This is a genomic window from Nissabacter archeti (genome assembly GCF_018257325.1).
Classification (GTDB): domain Bacteria; phylum Pseudomonadota; class Gammaproteobacteria; order Enterobacterales; family Enterobacteriaceae; genus Chimaeribacter; species Chimaeribacter arupi.
Genome location: NZ_JAERKB010000004.1, coordinates 168,607 through 182,123 on the forward strand (window position 1 = coordinate 168,607; position 13,517 = coordinate 182,123).

12 protein-coding genes are annotated in these 13,517 nt (G+C 54.7%); 9 read left to right on the top strand and 3 right to left on the bottom strand.

What is annotated here, in order from left to right; genetic code table 11:
• Nucleotides 1–24 precede the first annotated feature (24 nt).
• Nucleotides 25–1,335, bottom strand: a complete 1,311-nt coding sequence (locus tag JK232_RS06845) for a methyl-accepting chemotaxis protein (protein ID WP_072928206.1) — start codon at nt 1,333–1,335, stop codon at nt 25–27.
• A gap of 323 nt (nt 1,336–1,658) precedes the next feature.
• On the opposite strand from JK232_RS06845, the gene JK232_RS06850 reads away from it, so the two are divergent.
• Nucleotides 1,659–2,426, top strand: a complete 768-nt coding sequence (locus JK232_RS06850) for an SDR family NAD(P)-dependent oxidoreductase (RefSeq protein WP_072928205.1) — start codon at nt 1,659–1,661, stop codon at nt 2,424–2,426.
• 55 nt (nt 2,427–2,481) lie between these two features.
• Here JK232_RS06850 and JK232_RS06855 read toward each other — a convergent pair whose 3' ends face one another.
• Nucleotides 2,482–3,360, bottom strand: a complete 879-nt coding sequence (locus tag JK232_RS06855) for a LysR substrate-binding domain-containing protein (protein ID WP_101828237.1) — start codon at nt 3,358–3,360, stop codon at nt 2,482–2,484.
• 176 nt (nt 3,361–3,536) lie between these two features.
• Here JK232_RS06855 and JK232_RS06860 point away from each other — a divergent pair, with 176 nt between their 5' ends.
• From JK232_RS06860 to JK232_RS06870, 3 genes are read left to right on the top strand one after another with little or no spacing between them, the layout of a single operon-like run.
• Nucleotides 3,537–4,814: a ribulose-bisphosphate carboxylase large subunit family protein gene (locus JK232_RS06860; protein ID WP_212588970.1), complete on the top strand. Its 1,278-nt coding sequence runs from the start codon at nt 3,537–3,539 to the stop codon at nt 4,812–4,814.
• Nucleotides 4,815–4,816: 2 nt separating this feature from the next.
• The gene (locus tag JK232_RS06865) at nt 4,817–6,226 is read left to right on the top strand and encodes a four-carbon acid sugar kinase family protein (RefSeq protein ID WP_101828238.1); all 1,410 of its coding nucleotides are present in this window, start codon (nt 4,817–4,819) and stop codon (nt 6,224–6,226) included.
• 47 nt (nt 6,227–6,273) lie between these two features.
• On the top strand, nt 6,274–7,620 hold the full coding sequence (locus JK232_RS06870) for an MFS transporter (protein WP_072928201.1): 1,347 nt from the start codon (nt 6,274–6,276) through the stop codon (nt 7,618–7,620).
• A gap of 141 nt (nt 7,621–7,761) precedes the next feature.
• Here JK232_RS06870 and JK232_RS06875 read toward each other — a convergent pair whose 3' ends face one another.
• Nucleotides 7,762–8,778: a LacI family DNA-binding transcriptional regulator gene (locus tag JK232_RS06875; RefSeq protein ID WP_101854707.1), complete on the bottom strand. Its 1,017-nt coding sequence runs from the start codon at nt 8,776–8,778 to the stop codon at nt 7,762–7,764.
• 301 nt (nt 8,779–9,079) lie between these two features.
• Between JK232_RS06875 and JK232_RS06880 the strand changes: the two genes are divergently transcribed.
• The 5 genes from JK232_RS06880 to JK232_RS06900 all read left to right on the top strand — a co-directional run bounded on the left by JK232_RS06880 (nt 9,080) and on the right by JK232_RS06900 (nt 13,458).
• Entirely contained in the window at nt 9,080–9,400 is a 321-nt protein-coding gene (locus JK232_RS06880; protein WP_072928199.1) for a PTS sugar transporter subunit IIB, read from the top strand.
• Nucleotides 9,400–10,716 carry a PTS sugar transporter subunit IIC gene (locus tag JK232_RS06885; protein ID WP_101854708.1) on the top strand — a complete coding sequence of 439 codons (1,317 nt, stop codon included), beginning with the start codon at nt 9,400–9,402 and terminating at the stop codon, nt 10,714–10,716. Before JK232_RS06880 ends, JK232_RS06885 begins: the two co-directional genes overlap by 1 nt.
• On the top strand, nt 10,713–11,057 hold the full coding sequence (locus tag JK232_RS06890; protein ID WP_072928197.1) for a PTS lactose/cellobiose transporter subunit IIA: 345 nt from the start codon (nt 10,713–10,715) through the stop codon (nt 11,055–11,057). Before JK232_RS06885 ends, JK232_RS06890 begins: the two co-directional genes overlap by 4 nt.
• Nucleotides 11,058–11,087: 30 nt before the next feature.
• A complete protein-coding gene (locus JK232_RS06895; protein WP_212588971.1) occupies nt 11,088–12,521 on the top strand; it encodes a 6-phospho-beta-glucosidase in 1,434 nt (477 codons plus the stop codon).
• A 64-nt stretch (nt 12,522–12,585) separates the two neighbouring features.
• Nucleotides 12,586–13,458, top strand: coding sequence for an ROK family protein (locus tag JK232_RS06900; protein ID WP_101828241.1), 873 nt, complete (start codon nt 12,586–12,588; stop codon nt 13,456–13,458).
• Nucleotides 13,459–13,517: the final 59 nt, after the last annotated feature.

Genomic DNA, 13,517 nt, shown 5'->3' on the forward strand with positions numbered 1-13,517 from the left:
GCCCACGCGCTGCCTTTCCCCCTGTCAGCCCGCCTTCACTGAGCGGGCCACATCCTTAACCGCACTCTCCAGACCTTCTGAATTTTTCTGGATGCTGGCGATGACTTCACCGGCTTCGCGCATGAGCGTGCCGCCTTCACAGGTATTCTTAAGGCTGCTTTCAATGCCTTTAAGCACGTCTTTCGCCAGCTGGTTATTGCTGGCCACCACCCGTTCGATTTTTTCGGTGGCATCACTGACACTCGCTGCCAGGTTACGCACTTCCGCCGCGACAACCGCAAAACTTCTGCCGGAGGTGCCCGCCCTGGCGGCCTCAATAGCGGCATTAAGGGCGATGAGCCGTGTCTGCGTGGCAAAGCTGCGGATGGTTTCCACCATGCCGTCAATGCTGTCAGACTGGCTGTTGAGGCGCGTTATATCAGCGGAGACAACGTTCATCCCCTGCATAATTTTCTCCACCATCCGGATGCTGTTCTCAATCACCTCGGTTCCGGCCTGCGCACTGCCGCGGGTCTGCACCGCCATATCCCAGGCATGAACGGCCGCCTCTTGTTCCCGCTGATTACGCAGAACCTGCTCCGTGACATCCGACGCAAACTTCACAATTTTGTACAACTGACCTTCGTTGTTAAAAACAGGGTTATAGGTCGCACGCAGCCAGAGCGGTTCACCGCGGCGGTTCAGGCGAGGGAACTGGCCGGAGAAAAACTCCCCCTGGTTCAGCCTTTCCCAGAACTGCCGGTATTCCGCGCTGTTGCGCAGCGTTTCTGAACAGAACATCCTGTGGTGCTGCCCCAATACCTCATCCCGCTGATATCCGGTCGTTTTCAGGAAGTTTTCGTTCACATCGCGCACGATGCCGGCCGGGTCGAAGGAAATGACCGCCATCGAGCGGTTGATGGCGGTGATGACGGATTCCTGCTCAAGCACTGACTGCATACGGTCGGAGATGTCAGCGGCGATTTTAATGATTTTGCATACCCTGCCGCGCCAGTCAGTGACCGGAATGTAACTCGCCTCCAGCCATACCGGGCGCGCGCCCTTCGCCAGCCGCAGATATTTATCGCTGAAGGTCTCCCCGGCCGCCAGGCGTTGCCAGAAGCGGCGGTATGCCGGTGAACTGACCAGGGAAGGGGGGCAGAACAGACTATGGTGGCGGCCCAGGACTTCATCAGCCGTGTATCCCATCGTTGCCAGAAAAAGCGGGCTGGCCTTCTGAATGATCCCAGCAGGGCTGAATTCGATAACGGGCATGGTTTGCCCAAGCGCGTTGAACGACGCGGCTGAACGCAAACTGCTCAGGAAAGGGAACTTTTTCAGGAAACTCAATCGCATCAGATACACCGGATAAAGTAAGGGTAGCTCTAGTTATCGGCAGCCCGCCCGCCCACGTTACGTATCACTGCGATAGTTTTCGCTGATTAGTATGAGTAAATGTTAATCGGCACCGATCCGCGCTGTAAACATTTTTTCACATCCAGGGCGCGCACTCCCCCTGTTTCTGCCTGGCTGTCCCAACGGTTTTTTTTAAACAGAGCGAGGGTGGCCGGGTGATTTTTTGTCAGCGGCCAGTGATTTTTTATCCATTGCGCTCTGAAGTGGCTCTTCATAGAGTGCAAAAGAAGATCATGCTTACCTCAACTACGCTCAAGGACATTATGACTACTACACATAAGAAAGTTGCCGTTGTAACAGGTGGTGCGATGGGCATTGGCGCAGAAGTAGTAACAAAACTGGCTGCGGAACATTTCCACGTCATTATCTGTGACATTAACGCCGATGCCGCGAACGCGTTTTGCGAAGAACTCACCGCCAAAGGGTTGGCAGCCTCAACCTGTCATATGGATGTCAGCTCACCACAAAGTATTGATGCGGCCTTTACGTGGATAGATAAAGAGTTTGGCCGCTGCGACGTACTGGTGAACTCAGCCGGTATCGCCAAAACGATGCCGTTCCTGGAGTTCGATGCTGACGTGTTCACTAAAACAATGACTATCAACGTCACCGGCACCTTCCTCTGCTGCCAGTCAGCAGCCAGACTGATGAAAAAAAATAACGCAGGCCGGATTATTAATATTGCCTCTGTCGCCGGGCTGAGGGCAGTGGGAAAAGGGCGGACTGCGTATGGCACATCCAAAGGGGCGGTTATCGCCCTGACCCGCCAGATGGCCGTAGAGCTGTGTGAATACGGGATTACGGCGAATGCGGTGGCTCCCGGCCCGGTTGACACCCCGATGACGAAAGAGCTGCATAGCGACACATTCCGTCAGGCATACAGCAAAGCCATCCCGCTCGGGCGCTATGGCCTGACATCCGAGATTGCCGGTGCCGTCAGCTATCTGGCCTCCGATTCCGCCGCCTATGTCAATGGGATTGTCCTGCCGGTTGACGGGGGCTTCCTGGCCTGGGGGGCCGGCGATATTTAAGGTATCCCGCGCCTGTCTGCCAGGGCAGGCGCGTCGTTAACCCCTGGAGCCAGCCTTAATTTCCTGCCATCTCTGCACTGATCCATTCAACCAGATGGGTGGTGTCTTCCCGCGATTCAGCATTCGGTGAGATCCAGAGCACTAACTTCTCAGGGCCTTTGACGAAGCCGAAAGGCGCGATCAGGCTGCCTTTTTCGAGCTCTTCACGCACCAGCATCCTTGGGGTGTTGGCAAACCCCAGGCCGACGTTGGCGGCTTTTATCATCAGATAAAAATGCTCATAAAACTCCAGCTCACTCCCGGCGGGGAATTCCGCATCGTTCGCGCGATACCAGCTTTCCCAGGCATCCGGCCGTGTCCGGGTCGCCAGCAGACGGGCATGTTTAAGATCGGCAATCTCTTTCACCCCGGAAGACGCCAGGTAATCCGGGGCACAGACGACGCCGACCCATTCATCGATTAACGGCACAGGTGTTATCCCGAACGGCACAGGAATGCTTGCCAGGCGGATGGCCACGCTGACGCCGTCAAGTGCGAAATCGATGGGGCCATGCCCGGTGCGTAAGCCGACTTCCATAGCCGGGAAGCTGCTGTGAAGCCGCCCCATTCTCGGCAACAGCCAGTACATCATGATTGACGCGGAACAGGACAACTCAAGCGGCCGCGGCCGGACGTCATCAATGCTTTCCTGAATCATGCCGAAGGCTTTACTCAGCCCGGCCGCCAGTTTGGCCCCTTCCGCCGTCAGTGTGGTGCCCTGCGGCGTGCGGATAAGCAGCGTGACGCCCAGTAATTCTTCCAGCGCCCTGATATGCCGGCTGATTGCGCCATGCGTCACAGAAAGCGCATTTGCTGCTTCCGTGAATCCCCCTTTTCTCGCGGTCATTTCAAACGCCCGGAGTGCATTAAGCGAGGGCCTGAGTGGTCTGGACATACTGATTTTCCTCCATATTTCAGCACAGGCTGATGACCGCCGATCCGGTTGGCTGTGACTTTTTCTCCTCTTCCGCGGAAATCATATCGATAGGCAAAAAAGGCCGTCAATGTATATTGAAAATTGATTTTCAGTATTAAGACCCTGTGCACATTATTAATAAATAAGGAATTAATATGCTTTCATCTTCACCCGCAAGAGAAGAGTTTACCGCACTGTTTTTCGTGGAAAGCAGTTACCCTCTTGAGAAAGTCAGTGAAATTATCGCCGGCGAACAATCCAGCGGAACGTTTATCTCTCTGCCTGGGGAATCCGCTGAGCTTAAAGAGAGATCGCGTGCCAGGGTGGTGTCAATTACCGAACAGGCGCCGGCCAATGCGGCTTCGCTGCACAGCGCGTTTCTGAAGCGAAAACACGCCTCAGAACACTATTTCCGCGGACAGGTAGAAATTGCGTTTCCCATCGAAAACATTGGCGTCAATATCCCTGCTTTACTGACAACCGTGGCGGGAAACCTGTTTGAAATCGGTGAAGTGACCGGGCTGCGTTTGCTGGATATCACGCTGCCTGAGCAGTTTGCGACGAAGTTTGCCGGGCCGCAGTTTGGCATTGAAGGAACACGGACGCTTTGCAATATTCATGACCGGCCGATTATCGGCACCATCATTAAGCCCAGCATTGGCCTGATGCCGGAGCAGACCGCTCAGGTCGTGGATGAGCTTTGCGCAGGCGGTATCGACTTCATTAAAGATGATGAGTTAACCGCCAGCCCTGACTACGCGACCTTCGATGCCCGCCTGAATGCGGTGATGCCTGTCATAAAAAAACATGCCGATCGCCTGGGCCGTATGCCGATGTATGCCATCAATATCTCCGGCAGTGTGGATGAGATGCTGCGCAGGCATGATGCTCTCGCAGAGGCAGGCGGCACCTGTATCATGCTGAATCTTAACTGGGTAGGCCATTCGGCCGTTGAACATATCCGCAAGCACTCGCAGCTGCCGATTCATGGTCATCGTAACGGATGGGGCGCGTTAACCCGCAACCCCAGTCTCGGCTTCTCCTTCCCGGCTTATCAGAAAATCTGGCGCCTGTGCGGGATAGACCATTTACATGTTAACGGTATCAAGAGCAAATTCTGGGAGCCTGATGACTCCGTCATTGATTCAGCACTACATTGCCTGACGCCCTTTTCGGGTGTGCAACCTGTCATGCCTGTTTTCTCTTCCGGGCAATGGGCAGGGCAGGCACCCGATCTCTATCGCCACCTTAAATCAGTCGATCTGATGCATTTGGCAGGTGCCGGCATCATCGGCCATCCGGGCGGTATCGCTGCCGGCGTACAAAGTATGCGCGAAGGCTGGGAGGCCGCTATTCATCAGGTTCCTGTTCATCAGTATGCCAAAACCAGGCCGGCGCTGGCGGCTGCCCTGGAAAAATTTGGAGGGGCATAACTATGCATGCAAACACGCAGCAGACAACCACGCAGCCTGGGCTCAGACTGGCATTTTATGGCGATGACTTCACGGGGTCATCGGATGCGCTGGAAGTTCTGGCAGCTGCCGGGCTGAAATGTGCGATGTTCCTGACGCCCCCTTCTGCCGGGTTATTAAGCACATTAGGGACGTTTGACGCGATAGGCATAGCAGGCGACAGCCGCGCCATGTCTCCCGACGAGATGGATAACACCCTTCCTGAGGTCTTTTCGGCGTTAAAAGCACTGGCCCCACAGGTTGTTCATTACAAAGTGTGCTCAACGTTCGACAGTTCACCTGAAACCGGGAATATCGGCCATGTTATCGGTATGGCGTCAGCAATATTTGGAAAAAGCGCCGTACCGGTGGTGGCCGGTAACCCTGCGCTGGGGCGGTACTGTATTTTCGGCAATTTATTTGCGCTTTCAAAAACAGATCATGCCGTCCACCGTATTGATCGTCATCCGGTGATGAAATCCCACCCTATTACGCCAATGCATGAAGCCGATCTGGCATTGCATATCGGAAAACAGAAATCATTGAAATTTGGCCGGGTCACGATTAACCAACTGGATGACGACACCGGGTTAAAACCGGCGCTGGAAAAGATGGCTGAAAATGACGATGCCATTTTATTTGATGGCGCAACGCCCGCCCACCTTACGGCTGTCGGTAATATCCTGACAACCTTCGCTGAACAGTCATCGCCGCTGTTTGTCGTCGGCTCCTCAGGGGTTGAATATGGCCTTATCCAGCACTGGCAGCAGTCTGGTCAGATTGACCACAGCCCGGCACCGGATACGTCTTTAACGCCGGTGGAACAATTGCTGGTGATATCCGGCAGCGCCTCCCCGTTTAGCTATTTACAGATTAAAAAGGCCATAGAACATGGCTTTGTGGAGATTGGCGTAGAGGCCAGGGCGTTGATTTCTGAAAACGAAAAGCAACAGGCCGCGCAGGACATCATTGATAAAGCCATTGAACTGCTGCAGGGCGGGGAAAATGTGGTCATCCATACGGCAAAAGGCCCGGATGATGCACGTATCGCCGACATGATCACGTTCATGGTGTCCCGGGGGGCCAGCCCTGAAGCGGCTAAAACCCAGGGGGGGAAGGCATTAAGTATTGAGCTTGGGCTTATCACCCAAAAAATTCTGGAGCGGCACCCGCTTAAACGGATCGTGGTTTCAGGTGGCGATACGTCAAGCCAGGTGACGAAAATACTCGCCCCTGATGCGCTGGTTATCCAATCGGCTATTTCACCCGGCGCGCCTTTATGTAAGGCGTTATCTGAAAAACCGTTTTTGTCAGGGCTGGAAATAGCGCTGAAGGGCGGCCAAATGGGGGATGAAACCTATTTTGTTCAGGCACTGAAGGGTAAGCAACGCTGAAAAACGTTGGCTGATATAAAAAGCACCTGCACTGAAGGATAATAACGATGAACATCTCTGTCTCGGAACAAACACCTACACATAGTGAAAGTACTGACGCCGATAATAATAAATCAATGAAAAATGTGGTTGCCGGCAGCCTGTTTGGTACGGCCCTGGAAACCTATGACCTTTACCTGTACGGCACTGCTGCGGCCTTAATATTTGCGCCTTTGTTCTTTCCCGAAGCGGATGAAACCGTGTCGCGGTTAGCGTCACTGGCCTCATTTGCCATTTCATTTATTGCCCGCCCGCTCGGTTCCCTGGTCATCGGCCATTTCGGGGACAGAATAGGCAGGAAAAAATTATTATACATGACGCTGATTGTCATGGGGCTGAGTACGGTGGCGATAGGCTTACTGCCGACATACGCCAGCGCCGGTATCTGGGCGCCGATCATGTTGTGTATCTTGCGCTTTATTCAGGGGTTTGCTTTTGCAGGTGAATACAGCGGCGCGGTTCTGATGCTGCTGGAGCACGCACCCCGGCGAAAACGGGGCTTTTATACCGCAATAAACAACATCGGCCCGGTATTTGGCTTTTTTGGTTCGGCAGGCTTACTCCTGATCGTCAGTTCGGTGCTGCCCACGGACGAGTTTTACGCCTGGGGCTGGAGGATACCGTTCGTGGCCAGCCTGGCGCTCCTGGTGGTGGGCGTTTTTGTCAGATCGAAAGTGAAAGAATCCCCGGTCTTCGTGGAAGCCGCCGCCAAAAGGGCGCAAGCAGCTAAACCGGAAATGTCCCCGGCCATGACCCTGTTTACAAAATTCCCGAAACAGCTCCTGCTGGTGGCCGGGGCAAACATTTGCCACTTCTCTACCTTCTATTTATTTACCGTTTTTTCAATGAGCTATGCGCAAAGAGATCTCGGCATGTCCAACAGCCTTGTCCTGGCGGTAGTGATGTTGGCCATTTGCACGCATCTTGTGGTCGTCCCCCTGGCGGGCGCGCTCTCTGACAGAATCGGGCGCCGCAGAATGATGCTTATCGGGTTTGCCGTGACGGCGTTATCCGCCTTTCCGTTCTGGACCCTGTATTCCAGCGGGGAATTTATGCCGATGCTGGCAGGGGCAAGCTTATTAATGATCAGCTATGGGCTGGTTTACGGTGCCGTCGCCTCTTTCACCGGCGAGGCGTTCAGCACCGGAGTCCGTTTTACCGGCTTTGCCATGGCAACCAATGTCGGGGGAATTGTCGGTGGCGGCACTGCGCCGATCATTGGGGCTTTTTTACTGAGCTATTTCGGGACGCCTTACGCCATCGCGTGGTATATGGTCTTTTTAGCCCTGGTATCTGCGGCATGTACGTATTTCAGCAAAGAGACCAGCAATAAAGATATCTCGATCGAGAGCTGAGGGTGGGGCTGGGCTTTTAGAGGGTGCCGGTAAAGCGTGTTTACCGGCACTGCACCGTGTAGGGGATGTTGAAGGGATGAACGGCGGCCTGCTGAGTAACGCAGGCACACCGGCCGCGATGAGTGGGGAGCAACGTTAACTTCACCGCGCATACGGCCCCTGGGCGATGGAGTCGCGGATGACCAGCTGGCCGGGCATCAATGACAGCGGGGCGACCTCTTCCCCATCCAGCATGTGGGTCAGTTGCATCAGCGCGCTGGAGACCATTTCCGCCATGGGCACATGCACCGTGGTTAAGGCCGGAATGAAAAAGGGCGCGACCGGAATGTCATCGAAACTCAGTAACGAGACGTCACGGGGAATATGCAGGCCCGCCGCGTGCAGGGCGCAGGCGGCACCGATGGCCATGTCGTCATTACTGGCGACAATCGCGGAGAAAGCCACGTTTCTCTTAAGCAATGCTTCAGCCGCCTGACGGCCGCTTTCGTTTGTCCAGCTGCCTTCCAGAATCAAATTTTCATCATATGCCAGGCCGTTTTCGGTAAGCGATGAAATATAGCCCCTTAAGCGGCTCTGCCCGGTATAGGAACTGCCCATGCCTTTGATAAAGGCGATCTCTCTATGGCCCTGTGAAATTAAATGGTTTACCGCATTCAGCGTGTCATTTTCATGGTCAGCGCAGACGGAATATTGCGGGAATTTTTTTAACCGGCGGTTTAATACAATTAATGGTTTGCTGATGGTGGGAATTAACGCATCAATATCATCAACGCTTAAGTATCGCGGATAAATAATCACGGCATCACAGCAACTGTCGATCAGGAAATTAATTGCCTGGCGCTCCTGTTCCGCATTGTGCTTACCATCCGCCAACACCAGCTGGGAGCCTAACTGTTCGGTTAACGTCGCTGCCTGAAAGAGGAGCTCAGTAAAAAAAGGGCCGTGGTACAGCGTATTGGGAACCATCAGGCCGATGCTTTGCGACCGGTTTGTGGCCAGGTTCCGGGCCAGGAGGTTAGGGCGGTAGCCCATCTGGTCAACGGCCAGCATGACCCGATCCCTGACGGTTTTCGACACATAAGCGTGCCCTGCCAGCACCCGTGAAACGGTGGCTTTCGAAACGCCTGCGCGTTTTGCAACATCGAGCATCGTAGTCATTCAGCGTCCTTTTCAGCGTACCCAGGCATTGTAACGCAAAATCCCGCATTGAAAAACGGCCGATTCCGGTAAAGCCGGTTACCCATTTCGCCGCGGGTTAATTAATCCGGTGCCGCCGCCGGTAATTATCATGATTTAACTGAAAAATAATCTGAAACCGGTATCAGATTATTCTTTTGTCGTGCCTGAAAATAGGGGGTTTCGGTTTGAGTTATGGATCACAAAAGAAACAAAACAAATCTGTAACCGGTTGCAGGCGCGCGGCGTAACGCGTACATAGTTAAAAAAAACGGAGGATATCATGATGAGAATTCTATTGTGCTGTTCCGCAGGTATGTCTACCAGTATGGTCGTGCAAAAAATGCAGAAAGCCGCGTCACAGCGGGGTTTGGCGGCCGAAATAGAGGCCGTCGGCATGGAAGAGTTTACCCGTAAGATCGCCGATTATGACTGCTGCCTGCTCGGCCCGCAGATCAAATATAAGCTGGCGGAGTTTGAACGGAATGCGCAGGAATATAAAAAACCCGTTGCCGTTATTAATACGATGGATTACGGCATGTTGAATGGGGAAAAAATCCTGGCGTCGGCGCTCGCACTGATTGATGCCAATAAGGGGGCGTAATGAGCACACTGGCTGATTCCTTATTCGGCGTGATTGAGAACCGCATCAGTCCCATTGCTGCGAGGCTCTCTTCGCAACGGCATGTGGTGGCGATCAAAGACGGCTTTATCGCCTCCATGCCTTTCCTGATTGTGGGTTCGTTTATGTTGCTGTTCTCCCACCCGCCCTTCAGCGAAAACAGCCAGTGGGGGTTCGCCCAGTGGTGGCTGGGCATGATCAAGCAGTACAACGACCAGCTGATGATGCCCTACAACATGACCATGGGCATCATGTCGATTTTTATCACCGGTGCCATCGCGTACAACCTGGCGCAAAGCTACAAAATGAATGGCCTGATGGCCGCCCTGCTGTCGCTGATGACGTTTCTGGTGGTGGCCTCACCGCAGAAAGACGGCGCGCTGTCAGTGGCTTCCCTCGGTGGGGAAGGGATTTTCACCGCCATCCTGATAAGCCTCTATTGCACCGAAGTGATGCACGTGCTGGTGAAGTTCAACATCGGCTTCAAGCTGCCGGAGCAGGTGCCGCCGAAGATCCGGCAGTCGTTTGACCTGCTGATCCCGATTATGGTGATTTTCCTGACACTGTATCCGCTGAACCTGTTTATTGAGAACCACTTTGGCCTGTTAATCCCCCAGGCGATTATGTCGGTGTTTGCGCCGGTTATCTCGGCGGCGGACTCCCTGCCTGCGGTGCTGATCGCCGTGCTGCTGTGCCACCTGCTGTGGTTTGCGGGCATTCATGGTGCGGCGATTGTCGGCGGTATTTTGCAGGCATTCTGGCTGAGCAACCTGGGGCTGAACCAGGAGGCGTTAAACGCCGGCCAGGAGATCCCTAAAATCTTCATTGAGCCTTTCTGGCAATTCTTTATCACCGTGGGCGGCTCGGGTGCCACCATGGGGCTGGTGATCCTGTACCTGCGCAGCCGCTCCGCGCACTTGCGCTCCATCGGCCGCCTCGGCTTCGTGCCCGGTTTGTTCAACATCAATGAACCGATTATTTTCGGCTCGCCGGTGGTCATGAACCCGCTGCTGTTCATCCCGTTTATCACCACACCGTTGATTAACGCCGTGATTGCCTGGACGGCCACCCGCACTGACCTGATTAACCACGTTGTCTCGCTGGCACCCTGGACCACCCCCGGCCCGATTGGCGCGGCATGGTCAACCGGGTGGGACTGGCGCGCGGTGGTTCTGGTGGCGTTCCTGATCTGTTTATCCACGTTGATTTATTACCCGTTCTTCAAAATGTACGAACGCCAGCTGCTTGAACAAGAGGCGGAAATGGTGAGCGAAAACCTGGCTGCGGAGATGAAATGATGGAAGAGATGCAGGAACTGGAAAGCACGGTCATGGCGTTAATCATCCATGCCGGGGAAGCGCGTTCATCGGCCATGCAGGCGCTGCAGGCCGCAAGAAAATACCAGTGGGGCGAGGCGGATGAGCTGCTGGAAAACGCCGGTTCAGCCGCCCGGGAAGCCCATAAAATACAGACGGCCCTGATCGGTGCCGATGAGGGCTGCGGCAAAATTTCCGTCAGCCTGATCCTGGTGCACGCCCAGGACCACCTGATGAACGCCATGCTGTGCCGCGACCTGGTGGAAGAGTTGATCTATCTGCACCGCGAAGTGCAGGAACTGTCAAAAGCGAATACGCAGTAAGCCATTGTCAGCAATTTAAAAGGATGAATTATGTCAACGTTACCGGCTGGTTTTCTCTGGGGGGGCGCGGTGGCCGCGCACCAGGTTGAAGGTGGGTGGAAAGAGGGCGGCAAAGGCCCCAGCATTGTGGACGTGCTCACCGGCGGCGCGCACGGGGTTGAGCGTGAAATTACCGACGGGATCGTCGAAGGCAAACACTACCCCAACCATCTGGCCACCGACTTTTACCATCACTACAAGGAAGACATCGCCCTGTTCGCGGAGATGGGCTTTAAGTGTTTCCGCACCTCTATCGCCTGGACGCGCATTTTCCCCAACGGGGATGAGCAGGAGCCTAACGAGGCGGGGCTGAAATTTTATGATGACGTATTCGATGAGCTGTTGAAGTACGGCATTGAGCCGGTCATCACGCTTTCACACTTCGAAATGCCGCTGCACCTGGTCACGCAGTATGGCGGCTGGCTCAACCGCGACTTGATCGATCTCTTTGTGCGTTACAGCGAGGTGGTGATGACGCGCTATCAGCACAAAGTGAAATACTGGATGACCTTTAACGAGATCAATAACCAGCGTAACTGGCGCAGGCCGCTGTTTGGCTACAGCAATTCCGGGGTGATTTTTACCGATCATGACAAGCCGGAAGAGGTGATGTACCAGGTGCTGCACCACCAGTTCGTGGCCAGCGCGAAAGTCGTGAAGCTCGGCCACCAGATTAACCCTGACTTCAAAATCGGCTGTATGCTCGCCATGGTGCCGCTCTATCCCTGGTCCTGTAACCCTGACGACGTGATGTATGCGCAAAAATCGATGCAGGAGCGCTACCTGTTTGGCGACGTGCACATGCGGGGCGCTTATCCGTCTTACATCCTGAAAGAGTGGGCGCTGCGCGGTTTCCATATTGAGATGGCCCCGGAAGATGCGCAGACCCTGCGTGAAGGCTGCACGGATTACCTCGGTTTCAGCTATTACATGAGCAACGCCGTGGAGTACGCGAGTGCCGCCCAGGGTGACGGCGAATTCGAGGCCTTCCCCGGCAGCCGCAAAAACCCTTATGTACCGGCGTCTGACTGGGGCTGGCAAATCGACCCGGTGGGCCTGCGCTATACGCTGAATGCCCTGTATGAGCGTTATCAGAAACCGTTATTTATTGTTGAAAACGGCTTTGGGGCGGTCGACAAGGTCGCAGAAAACAGCGAAATCCATGATGACTACCGCATTGCCTACCTGCGTGAGCACATCGTGCAGATGAAGAAAGCGGTGCTGGAAGATGGCGTCGACCTGATGGGCTTTACTCCCTGGGGCTGCCTTGATTGCGTGTCGTTCGGCACCGGCCAGTACAGCAAACGCTACGGCTTTATCTACGTGAACCGCCATGATGACCAGACCGGCGACTTTTCGCGCTCGAAAAAGAAAAGCTTCGGCTGGTATAAAAACGTCATCGCCACCCGCGGTGAATCACTCTGAACAGCCGTTGATGTTACAGGCTGATATCGCCGGTGGCGGTCACTGAGCCTGCAAGGAGCGGGGCATGAAAATAGCAGCGTTTGATATTGGCGGTACCTCATTAAAAATGGGGGTAGTCAGCAGCCAGGGGGATATTCTTCACAAAGATAAGAAAGAGATTCCCCACCGTTCCGGCGAGGCCATTCTTGCCGCCATCCTCGGCTGGCTGAAGCAGCACCCAGGGTGTGAGGGGATAGCCATCAGTGTGCCGGGTTATATCAACCCCCACAGCGGCTTTATTACCATGGGCGGCGCCATCCGCGATTTTGATCATTTCGATATCACCGGGTGGCTGGAAAATAAAACCGGTTTGCCTGTCAGCGCCGAAAATGATGCCAACTGCGCACTGCTGGCGGAGCGCTGGCTGGGCAGTGCCGGGCAGATGGACAACGTCCTGATGATGACCATCGGCACCGGCATCGGCGGCGCGATATTCTGCAACGGCGCGTTGGTGAGCGGCCACCGTTTCCGGGCGGGCGAATTCGGCTACATTCTCAGTGAGCGCCCCGGCAGTGACCGGCTGATGAAATCCACCATGAATGAGACCTGTACGCTCACGGTGTTGCGCCGGCGTTACGCCGGCCATGTCGGGAAAAACCCTGAAGAGGTCACCGGTGAGGAGATATTCGGCTTATACGACCAGGGCGATATAACCTGCCAACGTCTGGTGAATCAGTTTATGCAGGATATCTGCTCCGGCATCCATAACCTCGCCCATATCTTCGACCCGGAATGTATTTTCCTCGGCGGCGGCATTACCGAGCGCCCGCAATTCCTGGAAGAGATTAAACAGCACCTGGCCTGGTATCGCCTCTCCGTTGACGTACGGAGCGCCAGGCATGGGAACAGCGCGGGCCTGTTGGGCGCCGTGCGCCATTATCTCGATCGGCACACATAACCTTTCCGGCCTGCGACGGCAGGCTGAATTTTTAATACCTGCATCTCCTGGAAAACAGC